Origin of the sequence: Luteimonas panaciterrae (assembly GCF_020511115.1) — a bacterium.
Classification (GTDB): Bacteria; Pseudomonadota; Gammaproteobacteria; order Xanthomonadales; family Xanthomonadaceae; genus Luteimonas; species Luteimonas panaciterrae.
This window is the reverse complement of sequence record NZ_JAJAVH010000014.1, coordinates 100,255-118,920: the sequence shown is the minus strand read 5'-3', so window position 1 is coordinate 118,920 and position 18,666 is coordinate 100,255. Positions and strand designations below refer to the sequence as shown.

The window sequence follows — 18,666 nt, the reverse complement described above, 5'->3', positions numbered from 1 at the left end:
CACGCCGGCTCCATGCAGGAAGGCTCCGCATTGAAAGGCAGGGTCATTCTGGTGACGGGCGCCTACGGCGGCCTCGGTCGCGCGGCCGCGCTCGCCTGCGCGCGCGAGGGCGCGACGCTGGTGCTGCTCGGCCGCAAGGTGCCGAAGTTGAATCGTGTCTACGACGCGATCCGGCAGGAAACGACGGCCGCCGAGCCGGCCAACTATCCGCTCGATCTCGAAGGCGCCGCGCCGGACGATTACGCCGAACTGGCCGCGCGCATCGAATCGGGGCTTGGCCGTCTCGACGGACTGCTGCACTGCGCCGCCGAGTTCAAGGGACTGGCGGCGATGGAACGCACCGATCCCGCCGACTTCGCCCGCGCCATCCACGTCAACCTCACCGCGCGCTGGTGGCTCACGCAGGCCTGCCTGCCGCTGCTGAAGCGTGCGGATGATGGCGCGGTGGTGTTCGCCCTCGACGACCCCGCGCGCAGCGGTGGCGCCTACTGGGGCGGCTATGGATTGGCGCAGCAGGGCAGTGCGGCCCTGGTCGGGATGCTGCACGCGGAACTCGCCAGCACCCCGGTGCGCGTGAGTGGTCTGCAGTTGGGCGGCATGCGCACCGCGCTGCGTTCGAAAGCGTATGTGGAAGAAGACGACCGGCTCGCCTTGGATCCAGCGGCATACGCGGATGCCTGCGTGACGTTGCTGTCGGCTGCCGGAAAGCAACATCGCGGCACGATCTGGGCCGCGCCGCCCGCGGTGCGCGCATGACGATCGCGTCCGCCGCGCTGCTGCTGTTCCTGATTCTCGATCCGCTCGGCAACGTGCCGGTGGTCTTGAGCCTGCTGCGGCCGCTCACGCCCAAACGTCAGCGCATGGTGCTGATCCGCGAGCTGATCATCGCGCTGGTGGTGCTGCTGCTGTTCCTGTGGTTCGGCAAGTACGCGCTGGAGCTGATGCATCTGCGTCAGGAATCGGTGTCGATCGCCGGCGGCATCGTGTTGTTCCTGATCGGTATCCGCATGATTTTTCCGCCACCGGAAGGCTTGATGGGCGAGTTGCCCGGCGGCGAACCCTTCATCGTGCCAGTCGCAATCCCGATGATCGCCGGACCTTCCGGCATGGCCGCGGTCATGCTGATGGGCAGCAACGACCCCGCGCGTCTGGACGACTGGAGCATTGCCTTGCTGATCGCCTGGGGAGCGACGGCGGTGATCCTGCTCTCGGCCACCATGCTCTACAAACTGCTCGGCGGCCGTGCCTTGATCGCCATCGAGCGCCTGATGGGCATGCTGCTGGTGGCGATTTCCGTGCAGATGTTCCTCGACGGCATCAGTACCTATCTGCGGCTTGGGCCGACTGTCTGAACGTCGAAACGAATCGACAAGTACTTAGCGGGGATTGCTGAGGCATCCCTGCAGACAATGCCGATAGATCACGGTCATCGGATGTCGACATTCAAGTCCCGGAATGTCTTTTTTAGAGTCCTGGCTCCACGAAATTCTGGCGTGGATCGGGCACACTGTGATGGTTGCGAAAAACAGTCATTTGACTGTCATGCAGCCCGGCTATCGTGTTAACCTGTTGTTAACCCCGCGTGACGGCCGTGTGCAGGGACGCAAGGGGTTGGGGACATCCCATTTCGAAATTTCTTCTTTGATGCGCGTCTGCGCGCGTCATTCATCCAATCGTCCAAAACTGCTTTCGAGGCCATCACCCATGAAGCAATCCCGCGTCCGACTCTCCAAGCTGTCGCTCGGTCTGATCGCCGCGCTCGCTGCAGCGCCCGCCTTTGCACAAAGCACCTCCGCCGGCGTCGGCGGCCTGGTCACTGGCGCCGATGGCCAGCCGGTTGCGGGGGCTGAAGTCACCATCACCCACGTCGAGTCGGGCACCGTGAGCCGTGCCACCACCGACGCCAACGGTCGTTACACCGCGCGCGGTCTGCGCGTGGGTGGTCCGTACAGCATCACCGTCAACAAGGCGGGGTCCGGTACCGATACGGAAGAGAACGTCTTCCTCACCCTGAACCAGATCAGCACGATCGATGCGCAGCTGAATAACGACGTCACCACGCTGGGTACCGTGCAGGCGATCGCCGCCGGCGGCTCGGAAGTGTTCAGCGCCTCGAAGATGGGCACCGGCACCAACGTCACGCGCCAGACCATCGACGCGCTGCCGTCGATCGGCGGCAACATCCAGGACTACATGCGCCTCGATCCGCGCGTGGCCTTCGTCGACCGCGCCTCGGGCAGCATCAGCGCCGGTGGTCAGAACCCGCGTTACAACGCCATCCGCATCGACGGCGTCTCCGCCAGCGACACCTTCGGCCTGGAAGGCAACAACATGCCGACGCGCCGTCAGCCGGTGTCGATGGAAGCGATCGAAGCCATCAACGTCGATCTGGCCAACTACGACGTCACCATCACCGGTGGCACCGGCGCGGTGGTCGATGCCGTGACCAAGTCCGGTACCAACGAATTCCACGGTTCGGTGTACGGCACCTACCGTGACGGCGACTGGTTCGGCGACGATCCGGAAGGCGAGCCCTTCAACGGCTTCACCAAGGAAGAAACCTACGGTTTCACCCTCGGCGGCCCGATCGTCAAGGACAAGCTGTTCTTCTTCGCCAACTACGAGAAGTTCAAGCAGGCGGCGCCCGGCGCCGACATCGCCAACAGCCCGCTGGGCATTGGCCGGATCGATCCGGCGGATGCGACCGAAGCGGCGGATATCGCCCGCGCCGGCAACAGCAACTTCGGCGGCTTCGAGGCCGGCGGCCTGAGCAGCAACAGCGATACCGATCTCGAGGAATACGCGATCAAGCTGGACTGGAACATCAACGACCAGCACCGCGCCGACTTCCGCTACAGCAAGCTCGAGCAGAGCAAGCTGCGCCTCAACGGCTTCAACGCCGGCAACACCGGTTCCGCTTCGCTGAGCTCCTACTGGTATCAGCACGACAAGACCGTCGAGAGCTACGTCGCCCAGCTGTTCAGCGACTGGACCGATACCTTCTCGACCGAGTTCAAGGTCTCGTACCGCGACTATTCGGCGATCCGCAACACGCCGACCTCCGGTACGCCGGAAGTCAAGATCGCCTACGGCGCCCCGAACGCGGATGGCGTCGGCCAGAACCCGGCACTGTGGCTCGGCACGGAATCGAACTCGCAGTACAACGATCTGTTCACCAAGACCTGGAACTACTACGGCGCCGGTATCTTCAACCTCGGCGATCACGAAGTGAAGTTCGGCTTCGACTACGCGACCAACGAGATCTTCAACCTCTACGCGCCGTTCGTCGACGGTTCCTACATCTACAACAGCCTCAACGATTTCCGTAACGGCACCTGGAGCTACCGCCAGTTCCGCAATCCGGTTGGCGGCGACGTCAACAACATGGCCGCCGACTACACCTACAAGTCGCTGGGCCTGTTCGTGCAGGACAAGTGGTACGTCAACGACAAGCTGACCTTGACCTTCGGCGTGCGCGGCGACAGCTTCAAGATCGACAGCGATCCGGAATACAACCCGCTCGCGCAGCAAGTCTACGGCTACGACAACAGCGATACCGGCGGCGACAAGTGGCTGTGGCAGCCGCGCTTCGGCTTCAACTACACCTTCGCCACCGAGCGTCCGACGCAGTTGCGCGGCGGCGTCGGTCTGTTCCAGGGTGATTCGCCGCAGGTGTGGCTGAGCAACGCCTACAACACCACCGGTCTGAACTACACCCAGGTCGAAGAGTTCGCCAGCGGCAGCACGCCGTCGACCCCGCGCCAGAACATCAACTTCATCGCACCAGACTTCGAACTGCCGTCGGTGTGGAAGGCCAACCTGGCGATCGACCACGAACTGCCGTGGTACGGCATCGTGTTCTCGGCCGAGTTGCTGCTCACCGACGTCAAGTCGGCGCTGTACTACCAGCGTCTGGACGTCGGCGCGCCGAACAGCGCCAGCCAGACCGGCCCGTCCGTGGGTCAGGACGGCCGTCTGCTGTACTGGCGCAACTCGAACACCTTCAGCAGCGCCCGCGCCAATCGCGATTCGCGCTTCGGCGATGTGCTGTTGCTCGACAACACCGACAAGGGCAAGAGCAACCAGTTCACCGTCAGCCTGGAAAAGCCGTGGAGCGCCGAGAGCGACTGGTCCTGGTCGCTGGGTTACACCCACACCAATGCCGAAGAAGTCAGCGGCCTGACCAGCTCGACCGCGACCTCCGGCTGGAACTACAACAACATCTTCCAGATCAACCAGGACGAGGCCGACACGGCCCGTTACGAGATCAAGGATCGCCTCACCGGTGCTCTGAACTGGAAGCACAAGTTCTTCGGCGACTACGAGACCAGCATCGGTCTGTTCTACGAAGGCCGCAGCGGTCGTCCGTTCAGCTACATCTACTCCAATGACGTCAACGGCGACAGCCGCGTCAACGATCTGTTCTACGTGCCGGCGGGTCCTGGCGACGTGGTGTTCAGTGGCGGCGCGCAGATGGAGCAGCAGTTCTTCGAATGGCTGTCGAAGCATCCCGAACTCGCCCGTTACGCCGGCCAGGCAGCGCCGCGCAATGGCTTCCGTGGCGATTGGGTGAACACCTTCGACATCCGCATCAGCCAGGAGCTGCCGGGCTTCTTCAAGGGTCACAAGTCGGAGATCTGGCTGGACATCCAGAACGTCGGCAACCTGATCGACAAGGACTGGGGCCACATCTACGACTACGGCTTCTTCGCCGACGCCACGGTGCTGCGTGCCACCGGCATCGATCCCACGAGCGGCAAGTACATCTACAACTTCACCAGCCCGGAGGCGCCGGCCGTGGCCAACGCCGATGCCGACGGTTTCAACGTCGGTGTCTCGCAGTGGTCGGTGCAGGTGGGCTTCCGCTACAAGTTCTGATGTAGCGCTGAGCCGCAGCAACGAAAAACGGCCGGGGCGACCCGGCCGTTTTTTTGCCGCCGGGTTTGCGTTAAAGTCCGGCGGTATCAAGAAGAGACACGATGAAAATGACCGAGACGAGTACGGCGGCGAAGGCGCTGCCGGTGGTGAACGCCCGGATCTATCCGAAGGGCGGGCTGGATGTGCTCTCGCGTGACGAGGTCGCGCGGCTGAAGGACGCTTCCAGCGGCGGCATGCACGAGCTGCTGCGCCGCTGCGCGCTGGCGGTGCTGACCAGCGGCAGCGCTTCCGATGATCCGCGCGCCGCGCAGGAGCTGTATCCGGATTTCGACATCCAGGTGCTGCAGCAGGATCGCGGTGTGCGCATCGATCTGATCAACGCGCCGGCGATGGCGTTCGTGGATGGCGAGATCATCCGCGGCGTCGCGGAGCTGCTGTTCGCGGTCGTGCGCGACCTGGCCTATACCGCCATCGAGCTGGGGCCGGAGTACGCGGCCGACCTCGAATCTTCCGCGGGGCTGACCAACGCGGTGTTCGGCCTGCTGCGCAATGCGCGCATCCTGCAGCCGGCCGAGCCCAATCTGGTCGTGTGCTGGGGTGGCCATTCCATCAGCCGCGACGAATACGAATACACCAAGGACGTGGGCTACGAACTCGGCCTGCGCGGGCTCGACATCTGCACCGGCTGCGGCCCGGGCGCGATGAAGGGACCGATGAAGGGCGCGACGATTGCCCACGCCAAGCAGCGCAAGCGCCGCACGCGCTACATCGGCATCACCGAGCCGGGCATCATTGCGGCCGAATCGCCGAACCCGATCGTGAATCACCTGGTGATCATGCCGGACATCGAGAAACGTCTCGAAGCGTTCGTGCGCCTGGGTCACGGCATCATCGTCTTCCCCGGTGGCGTCGGCACGGCGGAGGAAATCCTGTATCTGCTCGGCATTCTGTTGCGTGAGGAAAACGCGCAGCTGCCGTTCCCGCTGATCCTCACCGGACCGGTGGCGGCGGCGCCGTACTTCGAGCAGATCGACAAGTTCATCCGTCTCACGCTCGGCGATGCGGCGACGGATCGCTACGAGATCATCGTTGGCGACCCGGCGGCCGTGGCCAAGCGCATGACGACCGGTATCGCCAAGGTGCGTGAGTACCGCATCGCGCAGAAGGATTCGTTCTATTTCAACTGGGCGCTGACGATTCCGCTCACGTTCCAGCAGCCGTTCGCGCCCACGCACGAGGCGATGGCCGGGCTCGATTTGCATCATGGGCGCAAGCCGCACGAGCTGGCGGCCGATCTGCGTCGCGCGTTCTCCGGCATCGTCGCCGGCAACGTCAAGGAAGACGGCATGCGGCGCATCGAGCAGTTCGGGCCGTTCCAGATCCACGGCGACACCGACATGATGCAGGCGCTGGATGCGTTGCTGCGCGCGTTCGTCGAGCAGCGTCGCATGAAGATCGCGGGCGAATATCGTCCGTGCTACGAAGTGCTGGCCTGATCCGGCTGAATTGTTGAGGCGGGGGCGCTAGCTCCCGCTCGCTTCGCTCGAATTGAGAGGCAGCCGCACGGTGGCGTAGAACCGCTGTCCGTCGCTCTGGATTCGCACGCTGCCGCGGCCGCCCGTCAGTGCTTCGATGCGTACCTGCGAGGCGCTCAAGCCCACTTGATGGCCATGCGAGCGCTCTCCGGCGGGCGGCACGGGGTTGGTGATGCGGACCGTCACGGCGTTGGGCGTGACGGTCACCGCGATCTCGACATCGCCACCGGCGGGAATCCGCTCAATGCCGTGCCGGATGGCGTTCTCCACCAACGGCTGGATCGACAGGGCGGGAACGTTGACCGCGGGCATGGCTTGTGGGAGATGCCAGTGGATCTTCAATCGGTCGCCGAGCCGGAACGCTTCGATTTCGAGATAGCGGCGCACCAGCGACAGTTCGTCGTCGAGCGAAATCTCGCGCGGGCCGGCCAATGCCGCCCGGAACAGATCGGCCAGATCCAGCAACACGCGTTCGGCGGCCTCGGGTTGCTGATGCACGAGCGCCGCACCCGTGTTCAAGGTGTTGAACAAGAAGTGCGGGCGGATGCGGGCCTGCAGTGCTTCCAGTTGTGACTGCTTGGCGCGCAGCGCCATCTGTCGCGTGCGCCATTGGTTCTGGAACGCGGCCAGGCCGAAGATGCCGACTGTGGTGATGATTCCAAGCACGCGCCATTGCGTCCACGACCATTGCTCGCGCGTGATCTGCCAGGTGTCGCGGAACAGGAATCCGATCAGTTCGGTGATGCCCCAGGTGTTGAACAGCAGGATGGCGAGCACGACATACGCGATGCGCTGCGGCGGAAGCACGCGCAGCGGTTTGCGAATCAGGTAAGTGGCGGCGAGCGTCCACAACAGCGTCCACTGGATGGCGATCGAGACCAGTCCGAAATAACGCAGTCGATGCTCCTCGCTGCTTGGCGCGAGCGCGAGAACCAGCGCCAACGCTTCACCGGCGAACAGCATCCAGGCGATCGCGGGCGCTTGCCACAAGGTGTCGAGCGGACTGTGCTGCGGACTGCGTTGTGGAGAAGAAGTGGGCATTGGGTCACATGATACGAGTGGGCCGGTCGCATGCGTCCGTCGGAGCCATCCGACCGCTTGTCCCGAATCCGCTTGCCCGCCGATGGCGGGCCGCTAACCTTGGCATATCGAGGGGAGGGGGTACATATGCGATTGGGGCCGGCACGCGGTTTCACACTCGTGGAACTGATGATCACAGTGGCTGTGCTGGCAGTCCTCGCTGCTATCGCGTTCCCCAGCTTTGAGGGTGTCATGCGCTCCAATCGTCTCGCCACGGCGACCAACGAAATGATCGCCTCACTCACGCTCGCGCGCAGCGAGGCCATCCGCAGCGCGCGGCCGGCCAGCGTCTGCGGAAGCACGGACGGTGCCGCCTGCGCCGACGACTGGAGCGGGGGATGGCTGGTCTGGGATGACACCAACGGTGACGGCACGATCGATGCCGGCGAAACGCTCGTGCGCTTCGTCGAGGCGAACGACAGGATGACGATCACCGGGCCGGAGGATGGCGTGATCACCTTCGACAACCGCGGCCGACGCGCCAACGCGGACGATCAGGAAGTCGTCCTCCGGGCGAAGGAGTGCGGGAACTCCGATCTGCAGGTCAGGCTGGAGATCACGACCACGGGCCGGGCGAGCGCCCAGCCCAGGGAGGCTTGCTCATGAGTTCGCAACATCACCGCATGGGTGCCGCGCGCGCCATGCGCGGCTTCAGCCTGATCGAGGTGCTGATCGCGATCCTGGTGCTGTCCTTCGGACTGCTCGGTCTGGCGATGCTGCAGACCATGAGCGTGCGCTATGCGGAAAGCTCGAACTACCGTACCCAGGCCACGAACATGGCGTACGAGCTGCTCGATCAGATCCGAGTCAATCGAATCAATGTCGCCGCCTACGAGGGCACCTATACGGCCACGACCAGCGCGACGTCCTGCGTGCCGGCCGTCGGCAACGGTTTGACCACGACGCAGTACCTCACGGCGTGGCGCTGCCGCCTGGGCAGGACGCTGGGTGCCGGCGCGACAGCCAGCGTGACCCAGGCTGCTGACGATCAGGTCACGGTGGCCATCAGCTGGGATGACGAGCGTTGGACCGTCGGCTCCGACCCGCTCACCTTCGAGGCGACGACCCGGCTATGAACATGCGGCGCAACAGTCAGGGCCTCTCCCTGATCGAACTCATGATCGCGATGCTGATCGGCACGATCCTGATGCTGGGGTTGTTGCAGGTGTTCAGTGCTTCGCGCGCGTCCTACCAATTGTCGGAAGGCTTGAGCCGGACGCAGGAGAATGGCCGGTTCGCGGTCGACTACCTGCAGCGCGATATCCGCATGGCCGGGCATTTCGGCTGCGTCAACGATCAGGCGCACGCGCAGCAGTCTCCAAGCGGGCTGGATACGACATTCGGTGCCGGCGCCGAGGAAGGCTTGCAGTTCGGGGTATCGATTCGCGGCTACGAGGCCACGGGCACCGCGCCTGGCGCCACCGGCGTGACGATCTCGGAGAACCCCACGGCGGGCGGCACGGCGTTCACTCCCGCGTTGCCGGCCGAGATCGCCGATGCGACGGACAATCGCATCGCCGGCAGCGACATCATCGCGTTGCGCTATTTCGCTCCCGAGGGCGTGCCGATCACCGCCATCGGTGGTTCGGGTGGCGCTCCGACGTTCTCATTCGATGCCGCGCGCTGGGACGTGCTGCGTAGCGGCGTCGACAATCCCGGCCTGTTCGGCGTGGCCGATTGCATGAATGCCACCGTGTTCGAAGCGGGGGAAGACAGCACCACCGGGATGATCGTCATGGACGACGATGCGCCGGAAAACGAAACCTCTTTCAGCAAGGTGTTCACCGCGGGTCAGGCGATGCTGTATCGCGCCGAGAGCGTCGTGTACTACATCGGTCTCAACGACGATGCGAATCCGCGGCCTGCTCTCTATCGCGTGCGATTCCGGACCACGCCAGGCGGCACGCTCGAATCCGACCAGCAGGAACTGGTCGAAGGGGTCGAGAACCTGCAGTTGCTGTACGGCCAGGATCGCGAGTTGAACGCCGCCAACCCGCCGACGGGTTACGTCGATCGCGTGGGCACGGCGGCAACCGTCAACGCGGTCACGCCCGCGGACAACAGCTGGCGCCGGGTCGGTCTGGTGCAGGTCGGGCTGCTGGCCGCAAGCGATAGTCGCGCCGGGTCGGCCCAGGCGGAGGCGGCCGTCTCGCCATCGTCCCTGGGCGTGGGATTCACGCTGCCCAACGATGGCCGCTATCGCACCGTCTATCAATCCACGGTCGCATTGCGCAACCGGCTGTACGGGAATTGACGCGAGGCTCGCCATGAAGAATCGAAACACCGAGTCGATGGTTCCCTACAAGCAGCGAGGCGCGGTGCTGTACGTGGCCTTGATCATGCTGATCCTGATGGCCCTGATCGGCATCGCCGGCATGCGCGTGATCGGCATGCAGGAGCGCATGTCGTCCAATTACAACCGCGTCAATCTGGCGTTCCAGAACGCCGAGCTGGCGGCGCGCGATTCGGAAGCGGACATCAGCGACAAGTTGGGACTCACCGGCACCTTCGCCGCCGATCAGGAAGTGTGTTCGCCGACGTTCGATCCGGCGAGCTGGGCCGACGGCAACGACAGCGCGCGCCCTCTGGGCGACGTCAATGAAGATACCTATATCCGGCGTGTCGATCGCTGCTTCGCGGCTTCCAGCCGCCGCATCGGCAACAAGGAAAACGAAGAGACCGGCAACATCTACGAAATCACGGCGTTGGCGAGCGACACCAACGACGATGACGACAACCCCAGCGCCAGTGCGGTCATCGACACAGTGTTCATTCCCTGAGGACCGCGGAGACAACTATGACCATCCCAACATGGTTCCGCCTTTCCGCGGTCGTACTTCTGGTGACGCTGCTGGTCACCCGTAGCGTCGATCTCACTGCGGGCAGCAACGACTACGACGTGTCGCAGGTGCCGTTGTTCTCCGGCCAGAGCGATCCGCCGTTGATGATGCTCGTGATGTCGCGCGACGAGCAGTTGTTCAACAAGGCCTACACCGACTACACGGACCTGGACGGCGATGGCCTGCTGGACATCACCTATCAGGACCGTTTCGATTACGCGGGCTATTTCGACTCGAAGCTCTGCTACAGCTACAGCTCTGGCCGTTTCAAGGCCACCGGTCCGGCGACAGGCCATTCCTGCTCGGGACAGACCGGACGCTGGAGCGGCAACTTCCTGAACTGGGTGACGATGAGTCGCCTCGACGTGCTGCGTTTCGTGCTTTACGGCGGACAGCGCAGTACCGACGACACGACCACGGTGCTGGAGCGCGCCAATATCCCGAGCGACCTGCATGCTTGGGTGAAGGTGTACAGCGGCGCCGATATCGGCAATTACGCGCCGCTCACGGGCGTGCAGTCGTTCTGCAATACGAGCACCAGCAGTACCGGCGCTCCCTTCATGCGCGTGAAGTCGGGCAACTGGTCGGAATGGGCGGCCACGGCATTGCAGCAGTGCACCGTCGGCAATGACAACCCGGATCGTCCTACTGGCGTCGACAGCACCTACACCGTTCGCGTGGAAGTTTGCGATCCGGCGGAAGCCGCCACCAATCGCCGCGAGAGCTTCTGCCAGAAATACAGCAGCGGCACCACCGACAGCTACAAGCCGGTCGGACTGCTCCAGACGTACGGAGAGACCGGACGCCTGCGTTTCGGCATGGTCAGCGGTTCGTATTCCAAGCCGCGCAGTGGCGGCGTGCTTCGCCGCAATATCGGCAAGCTGGCGGGCAACAGCGGCACGAACACGGGCTGCATTGCCGGAGATGAAGTGGATCTCAGCAATGGCCGCTTCTGTAACCAGACCGACAATGCCGAAGGCATCATCAATACGCTGTCGCGCTTCAAGCTGACGCAGTGGAATTACAGCAGTGTCTGGAACGACTGCAACAACTGGGGTTATCTGAATCGTCAGGGATATCCGGACGCGGGAAATGGCTCGCTCAACAATCCGGGCACCGGCACTCAGAATTGCAGCGCTTGGGGCAATCCGCTGGCCGAAATGTATGCGGAAGCGCTGCGCTACGTGGCGGGCGAAACCACGGCCACGGGAAATTTCACCGGCGGAACCGATCTGACCGGCCTGCCTTCCACGCTCACCTGGCTCGACCCGTATCGCGCCACGGCCCAGGGCGGCAACTCCTTCTGCGCGACCTGCAACATCCTGGTGATGTCCTCGGGTCTGCCGTCGTTCGACAGCGACGAAGTGCCGGGCGTGCCGCGAATCGCCGGCGCCGCCACCGCGACCGATGGTCTGGGCACGAACGAGAACATCAACGGCAATTACATGATCGGCCGTGTCGTGGCCAATCAGGCGGAGCTCGCCGTCGGCAATTCCGTCAATACTCACGAAGACATCTGTACCGCCAAGCCGCTGAGCGAGTTGTCGAAGGCGCGAGGCATGTGCCCGGATGTGCCGTCGATCGAAGGCAGCTATCTCATGTCGGGCCTGGCATTCCAGGCGAAGATCACCGATATGCGGCCGGGCTTGCAGAACAAGCCGGCCAGCTACAAGAACACCGTGACGACCTATGCGGTGGCGATGGCCGAGAACCTGCCGAAATTCGATATTCCGATCGGAAACGGCAAGATCACGCTGTCGCCGCTGTGCCAGGCGAACAAGTCCGGTCAAGCCCTGATCGACGGTAGCAATCGGGACAGGAACTGGCGCACCTGCTTCCTGGGATCGGTGGGCGTGGGCGCGAAGACGTCCGCAGTCTCGCCACAGCACGTCTATGGCCGCGCGCTGACGGCCAACGGAAATGCGGGTAGCTTCTCCCTGGTCTGGGAAGATTCGCTGTGGGGCAACGACCACGACAACGACGTGGTCTCGATGATGACCTACTGTGTCGGCGCGACCTGCGACGCCAATACCAACCCGAAGAACACCGGCTACACCGGCAAGGACATCTGCTGGCGTTCCGATTCGCCCGTCTGCGCAGGCGGATCGCCGAATGTGGCCGCCAATGAAGTGCTGGTGCGCATCGAGAACCTGTCCGCTTACGCCGGCAACGCGATGATGACCGGCTTCGCCGTGACGGGATCGAACAGAGATGGCGTCTATCGCCTCGCCTTGCGTCCTGGCAGCAGCGACGGCTCGATCCTGACCGTCACCGACGAGCCGCGCACGGACTGGTACAAGCCGAAGGTGATGAAGTTCACCGTCGGCACCAGCAACGCCAAGCTGCTGGAAAGCCCGCTCTGGTACGCGGCCAAGTACGGCGGTTTCAAGGATGCCAACGGCAATAACAAGCCCGATGCGGGCGAGTGGGACAAGCGCGTGGCGGGAACGCCCGACAACTACTTCCTTGCCCGCGACCCGTCCAAGTTGAAGTCCGAGCTCGATCGCATCTTCGCGGAAGCGGCGGGCAACAAGGCGCCGACGGGCGGCGCCGGCGGCGGCGCGCGCATCACCGGCAATTCGTTCACGCTGGAAGCGACATACGAACTGACCGACAAATCGGTCAACGACTGGATCGGCAACGTGCGTGGAGTCCAGGTGAATCCCGATGGTTCGGCGGGCAACGAGATCTGGAGCGCCGCGGCCAAGCTGCCACCCGCGTCCAGCCGCGACAACATCTTCATGGTGAGCGTGCCGACCGAGATCAGAGCCGACGGAACAGTGCGCACGCCCGCCATGTCCAGGACATTTACGGGCAACAACATCCCGGGTGGAACCCGCGAAGCCAAGCTCGCGGCAATGGGCATGACGATCATTCCCACGTGGTTCCGCAGCACGTACACCGTCAACAACCTGGTGGCCTACATCAAGGGCGACCACGCCAACGAACGTGGCACGGGCGGCGATCCCAACAAAACCTTGCGCAACCGCAGCTCCGCGCTGGGCGACATCATCAACTCGACGCCTGAAATCGCCTCGCCGCGCGATGATTACGGCTACGACTCCTGGGCGAGCTTCACCACGGTGGACTGGAAGCGGGAGCTGGGCGAGAGCTACAGGACCTATCTCGAAACCAAGGCTTCCCGCGACCCGGTCATCTACGTCGGCGCCAACGACGGCATGCTGCATGCCTTCAACGCGAAGAACGACACCACGGGCGGCACCGAGCTTTTCGGCTTCATTCCTTCCGGTTCGCTGGATCATCTGGCGAGCCTGGCCGATCCGAACCTGCTCCATCGCTATTACGTGGATGGCGCCATCACCACTTCCGACGTGCCGTCCACCTCGACGGGCAACTGGCGCACGCTGCTCGTCGGCGCCACGGGAGCGGGCGGCAAATCGGTGTTCGGCCTGAACGTGTCCAACCCCGGAGGCTTCACGGCCAACGATGCGCTGTGGGAGTTGAGCGGCAGCACGATCAACGATCTCGGCATGGTCATGGGCAAGCCCATCATCGTGCCGATCAAGGGCAGCAGCGGGCGGCCGCGCTGGGTGGCGATCTTCGGCAACGGCGTCAATTCGGATTCCGGTGCGCCCGTGCTGTTCGTCGTCGACGCCAACGACGGAACCGTGCTGTCGCGCCTGAAGCCCACCGGTACCGCCTACGCCGTGCGCAACGGCTTGATGAGCGTCGCGCCGGTGGCGTTGGCGAACAATGACGGCATCGTCGACACCGTCTACGGCGGCGACCTGCAAGGCAATGTGTGGAAGTTCAATCTGACCGAGACGAACCCGGCCAACTGGACCGTGGCTTACAGCGGGGAGCCGCTGTTCACGGCGAAGATCGGTACCGTCGCTCAGCCGATCACCGGCGGCATCGAGGTCACTAGCGGACCGAGCGGTGGCGTCAGCATCCTGTTCGGTACCGGCCGTTACTTCGCCGTGGGCGACAACACCGTCAGCAACAATCCGCCGGTGCAGAGCCTGTACGGCATCTGGGACAACCAGAGCGACGATCGCATCACCGGCCGCGACATGCTGGTCGAGCAGACCATTTCCAATGTCGCGACGTCCGGTGGCTACGACACGCGTGATGTTTCGAACAACCTGGTCACCTACGGCACCAAGCGCGGCTGGTACATCGACTTGAAGGTAGGCACGTCCGGCAAGGGCGAGCGCTTCATCGGCACGCCGAGGATCCAGAACGGCAAGGTGATCTTCACCACCTACGAAGGCGTGGACACGACCTGTTCGGCCGGTGGCGGCATCAACTGGCTGTATGCGTTGAACCTGCTGACGGGTGCGGGTGGCATGTCCGGTGTCTCGAACTCTCGCGGTGGCAACCCGGTGTGCACGGGCGAATGCGGTGCGATCTCCCTCAACAAGGACGGCAAGAACATGCCGCCCGTGAAGGACACCAACGTGTTCGTGCCGCCGACGCCGACGCTGGAAGAGCTGCAAGCCCTGTGCGATCCGACCACGCCGGGCTGCCTGCAGCAGCGCATCAACGCCAAGATGTGCACCTTCGTGCTGCGCGCGCCGGGTGCGGATCCGCTCTACTTGCCGCGTCCCTGCGGCCGTCAATCCTGGCGACAGGTCCGATAGGTGGGATGATGTCCATGATCGCTCTTCCGGTGGCAAACATGCGCAAGTCCCGCGGCTTCACGTTGATCGAGCTGATGATCGTGGTCCTTGTGATCGCGGTCATCGTCGCGATCGCGTATCCGTCCTACGTCGAGTACGTGCGCAAGTCGCGCCGTGCGCAGGCGAAGGCGGATCTGGTGGAGCTGACGCAGCGCGCCGAACGCTTCCACACGGTCAACAACACCTATGCGGGATTCTGGGCGACCATTCCCGACGAGGAGAAAATCTCGCCTCGGAACTCGGAGCGTCCCTTCTACAATCTGGCTCGTGACGGAGACGACGCGGATGCGGACGCATTCACTCTGACCGCGACGCCGGTCGACGGAACGGATCAGACGAACGACAGGTGCGGCGAATTGGGCGTCAACAGCGTGGGCGCCAAGACTCCGACCGAGCCGGCCGAGTGCTGGTGATCCTGATGCTCGCGCCATGCCGCAGTTGCATGGCACGGTCGAAACGGGCATCCAACCCGCATTAATCGCGGCCGTGACCGCACGATGGGTTGCGAGCGCACGACCTCGCCATTAATATTGCGTCCCCCGCCCGAATAGCTCAGCCGGTTAGAGCACTTGACTGTTAATCAGGGGGTCGTTGGTTCGAGTCCAACTTCGGGCGCCATGAATTCAAGCACTTAAGGCCGCGAAAGCGGCCTTTTTTGCGTCGGCACCGCTCAGCGTCGGCACCGCTCAGCGTCGGCACCGCTCAGCGTCGGTCCCCGCAGGGGCGGTCGCCCGAAACACGCCTTGATCGCACCCGGCCGACGTTGTTGACCGCCACCTCGCCGTTCAGTTTCCCGTCGCTGCAGATCCGGATGATCAGATTGTTGCCACCGGCGCGTCCGTCCGCCTGGAAGCGGACGTATTTCCGGCTGGCGGTGCTCCACAGCACCAAATGGCGATCGGAGCGCTCGATCACCTGAAGGACATCCTTGTCGCTTCGAGGCTGTCCCTTGCGCAGGCGATCGCGGAAGACCATCCAGCCGCCGTCCCAGACGCTGTCCTGACGGCAGCGGCGGCTGCCGGTCGTGATCGGGCAGACGGTGATCGGCGTGGCCGCCGAAATCGCCGCCATGCGTGCCGACGCCAGCGAGGTGGAGAGCAGGGACATGCCTGAAGCCACGCGCTGGTAGGTCAGAATCCGCTTGAAAGAAGGGACACCGGCACCCATTACGATCGCCATGATGGCGACGGCGGCGATCGCCTCGATTAACGTGAAGCCTGTTTGACTGCGTTTCATGTCCTGCTCCGGTCTCCATTCTTGAGACGGATTTTCCGGAGCATGGGCGGATCGCAGAATCGGCGCCCGGCGATGCGGGATGTAGGGATATCCCGGCCGGATTTGTCGGCAACGATCTCCCGGCGGGCTGCTCGAAGCGGCCTTCCTGCTTGACGAAGCCCGTGTCGGGAAGCCGCTAAACTACTGGATTGACTCTTGGCGCCCGTATGAACGACGCATCCACCAGCGCGGGATTCCAACTCGTCGCGCCCTATCAGCCGGCTGGCGATCAGCCGCAGGCGATCGCGCGCCTGGTCGACGGCTTCGAGTCGGGCCTGGCCCGGCAGACGCTGCTGGGCGTGACTGGTTCCGGCAAGACCTACACGATCGCCAACGTAATCCAGGAGATCCAGAAACCGACCCTGGTGATGGCGCACAACAAGACGCTCGCCGCGCAGCTGTATGGCGAATTCAAGGCGTTCTTCCCGCACAACGCGGTGGAGTATTTCGTCAGCTACTACGATTACTACCAGCCGGAGGCCTACGTCCCGTCCTCGGACACGTACATCGAGAAGGACAGCTCGGTGAACGAGCACATCGAGCAGATGCGCCTGTCGGCGACCAAGGCGCTGCTGGAACGGCGCGACGCGATCATCGTCTGCACGGTGTCGGCGATCTACGGCCTGGGCGATCCGAGCGAGTACTTCAAGATGGTGCTGCACATGGTCAAGGGCGAGCGCATCGATCAGCGCGAGCTGATCCGCCGTCTGACCGAGATGCAGTACACCCGCAACGACACCGAGCTACGCCGTGCCACCTATCGCGTGCGCGGCGAGGTGATCGACGTGCATCCGGCCGAGTCCGACACCGAGGCGCTCCGCATCGAATTGTTCGACGGTGAGATCGAGAAGCTGACGCTGTTCGATCCGCTCACCGGCGAGACGCAGCGGACGCTGCCGCGTTACACCATCTATCCGAAATCGCACTACGTCACCACGCGACGCACCACACTGGATGCGATCGAAGCGATCAAGCTGGAATTGCCGCAGCGGCTGGAGCAGTTCTACGCGCAGAGCAAGCTGGTGGAGGCGCAGCGCCTGCAGCAGCGCACGCAGTTCGACCTGGAGATGATGGCCGAGGTCGGCTACTGCAACGGCATCGAGAACTACTCGCGGCACTTGACCGGGCGCATGCCGGGCGAAGCGCCGCCGTGCCTCTTCGACTATCTGCCGCCGGACGCGCTGCTGGTCGTGGACGAATCGCACGCCACCATTCCGCAGATCGGCGCCATGTACAAGGGCGACCGCTCGCGCAAGGAAACACTGGTGGAATTCGGCTTCCGCCTGCCGTCGGCGCTGGACAACCGGCCGCTGCGCTTCGAAGAGTGGGAGGCGCGCTCGCCGCGCAGCATCTACGTCTCCGCCACGCCGGGCCGGTACGAACAGGAGAAGACGGAAGGGCAGATCATCGAGCTGGTGGTCAGGCCGACAGGACTGATAGACCCGGAAGTCGAGATCCGCCCGGTGGCGACGCAGGTCGACGATCTGCTCGGCGAAATCCACGAACGCGTCGCGCTCGGCGATCGCGTGCTGGTGACCACGCTCACCAAGCGCATGGCCGAGAACCTCACCGAATACCTCAGCGAGCATGGCGTGCGCGTGCGCTACCTGCACTCGGACATCGAAACGGTGGAGCGCGTGGAGATCATCCGCGACCTGCGCCTGGGCAAATTCGACGTGCTGGTTGGCATCAACCTGCTGCGTGAAGGCCTGGACATGCCGGAGGTATCGCTGGTGGCGATTCTCGACGCCGACAAGGAAGGATTCCTGCGCTCGTCCGGCTCGCTGATCCAGACCATCGGCCGCGCCGCCCGCAACCTGCGCGGCAAGGCGATCCTGTACGCGGACACGATCACGCGCTCGATACAGGCCGCGCTCGATGAGACGGGCCGTCGTCGACAGAGGCAGCTCGAGTTCAACGCCGAGCACGGCATCGTGCCGAAGTCGGTGGCCAAGCCGATCGTCGACATCATGGAAGGTGCCCGCAGCGTGCCGGCGGCCGAGAAGCGCGCCCGCGGCCAGGCCAAGCGCGTGGCCGAGGAGGCCGCCGAATACGCCGTGCTCGATCCGGCCCAGCTCGCGTCCAGGCTCAAGGCGCTGGAGCAGGAGATGTACCAGCATGCCCGCGATCTGGAGTTCGAGGCGGCGGCTCGGGTGCGCGACCAGATTCGTCGGATCAAGGAAGCTACGTTGGCCAGCTGAGTCGGGCCCGGAAACGCGAACGGCGCCGCCTAGCCAGGCCGCGCCGTCTCGAGAATCCCACGCTTTCCACATGCGTGGTGGGCGGTACAGGGTTCGAACCTGTGACCCCTACCATGTCAAGGTAGTGCTCTACCGCTGAGCTAACCGCCCGAAGGAACGCGAATTCTAGCCTGGGGGCAGGGGGAGCGACAAGCGAGCCAGGATCGGCGGGGCC

General features: G+C 63.9%; 13 protein-coding genes and 2 tRNA genes. 12 read left to right on the top strand and 3 right to left on the bottom strand.

Going from position 1 to position 18,666, the window contains the following annotated elements:
- Positions 1 to 12: 12 nt before the first annotated feature.
- The 4 genes from LG367_RS15375 to ppnN all read left to right on the top strand — a co-directional run bounded on the left by LG367_RS15375 (position 13) and on the right by ppnN (position 6,374).
- Positions 13 to 756, top strand: coding sequence for an SDR family NAD(P)-dependent oxidoreductase (locus LG367_RS15375; RefSeq protein WP_226470193.1), 744 nt, complete (start codon positions 13 to 15; stop codon positions 754 to 756).
- Positions 753 to 1,352, top strand: a complete 600-nt coding sequence (locus LG367_RS15370) for a YhgN family NAAT transporter (RefSeq protein ID WP_226470146.1) — start codon at positions 753 to 755, stop codon at positions 1,350 to 1,352. The genes LG367_RS15375 and LG367_RS15370 overlap by 4 nt, the downstream gene beginning before the upstream one ends.
- 352 nt (positions 1,353 to 1,704) lie before the next feature.
- Positions 1,705 to 4,878, top strand: a complete 3,174-nt coding sequence (locus LG367_RS15365) for a TonB-dependent receptor (protein ID WP_226470145.1) — start codon at positions 1,705 to 1,707, stop codon at positions 4,876 to 4,878.
- A gap of 107 nt (positions 4,879 to 4,985) precedes the next feature.
- Positions 4,986 to 6,374, top strand: a complete 1,389-nt coding sequence (gene ppnN, locus LG367_RS15360; protein WP_226470192.1) for a nucleotide 5'-monophosphate nucleosidase PpnN — start codon at positions 4,986 to 4,988, stop codon at positions 6,372 to 6,374.
- Positions 6,375 to 6,401: 27 nt separating this feature from the next.
- Here ppnN and LG367_RS15355 read toward each other — a convergent pair whose 3' ends face one another.
- Positions 6,402 to 7,454, bottom strand: a complete 1,053-nt coding sequence (locus tag LG367_RS15355) for a sensor histidine kinase (RefSeq protein WP_226470144.1) — start codon at positions 7,452 to 7,454, stop codon at positions 6,402 to 6,404.
- 126 nt (positions 7,455 to 7,580) lie between these two features.
- Here LG367_RS15355 and LG367_RS15350 point away from each other — a divergent pair, with 126 nt between their 5' ends.
- From LG367_RS15350 to LG367_RS15320, 7 genes are all read left to right on the top strand, one after another.
- Positions 7,581 to 8,099, top strand: a complete 519-nt coding sequence (locus LG367_RS15350) for a GspH/FimT family pseudopilin (protein ID WP_226470143.1) — start codon at positions 7,581 to 7,583, stop codon at positions 8,097 to 8,099.
- A complete protein-coding gene (pilV, locus tag LG367_RS15345; RefSeq protein ID WP_226470142.1) occupies positions 8,096 to 8,569 on the top strand; it encodes a type IV pilus modification protein PilV in 474 nt (157 codons plus the stop codon). The genes LG367_RS15350 and pilV overlap by 4 nt, the downstream gene beginning before the upstream one ends.
- Before the next feature lie 2 nt (positions 8,570 to 8,571).
- On the top strand, positions 8,572 to 9,747 hold the full coding sequence (locus LG367_RS15340) for a PilW family protein (protein ID WP_319004030.1): 1,176 nt from the start codon (positions 8,572 to 8,574) through the stop codon (positions 9,745 to 9,747).
- A gap of 13 nt (positions 9,748 to 9,760) precedes the next feature.
- Positions 9,761 to 10,273, top strand: a complete 513-nt coding sequence (locus LG367_RS15335) for a pilus assembly PilX family protein (protein WP_226470140.1) — start codon at positions 9,761 to 9,763, stop codon at positions 10,271 to 10,273.
- 17 nt (positions 10,274 to 10,290) lie between these two features.
- Positions 10,291 to 14,937 (top strand): pilus assembly protein, encoded by a 4,647-nt coding sequence (locus LG367_RS15330; RefSeq protein ID WP_226470139.1) that lies wholly within the window; start codon positions 10,291 to 10,293, stop codon positions 14,935 to 14,937.
- 14 nt (positions 14,938 to 14,951) lie between these two features.
- Positions 14,952 to 15,389: a type IV pilin protein gene (locus LG367_RS15325; RefSeq protein ID WP_226470138.1), complete on the top strand. Its 438-nt coding sequence runs from the start codon at positions 14,952 to 14,954 to the stop codon at positions 15,387 to 15,389.
- A gap of 128 nt (positions 15,390 to 15,517) precedes the next feature.
- A tRNA-Asn gene (locus tag LG367_RS15320) sits at positions 15,518 to 15,594 on the top strand.
- An 84-nt stretch (positions 15,595 to 15,678) separates the two neighbouring features.
- Here LG367_RS15320 and LG367_RS15315 read toward each other — a convergent pair.
- The gene (locus LG367_RS15315; protein ID WP_226470137.1) at positions 15,679 to 16,212 is read right to left on the bottom strand and encodes a GspH/FimT family pseudopilin; all 534 of its coding nucleotides are present in this window, start codon (positions 16,210 to 16,212) and stop codon (positions 15,679 to 15,681) included.
- 206 nt (positions 16,213 to 16,418) lie between these two features.
- On the opposite strand from LG367_RS15315, the gene uvrB reads away from it, so the two are divergent.
- Positions 16,419 to 18,452 carry an excinuclease ABC subunit UvrB gene (uvrB, locus tag LG367_RS15310; RefSeq protein ID WP_226470136.1) on the top strand — a complete coding sequence of 678 codons (2,034 nt, stop codon included), beginning with the start codon at positions 16,419 to 16,421 and terminating at the stop codon, positions 18,450 to 18,452.
- A gap of 75 nt (positions 18,453 to 18,527) precedes the next feature.
- Here uvrB and LG367_RS15305 read toward each other — a convergent pair.
- Positions 18,528 to 18,602 (bottom strand) — tRNA-Val (locus tag LG367_RS15305).
- Positions 18,603 to 18,666 lie beyond the last annotated feature (64 nt).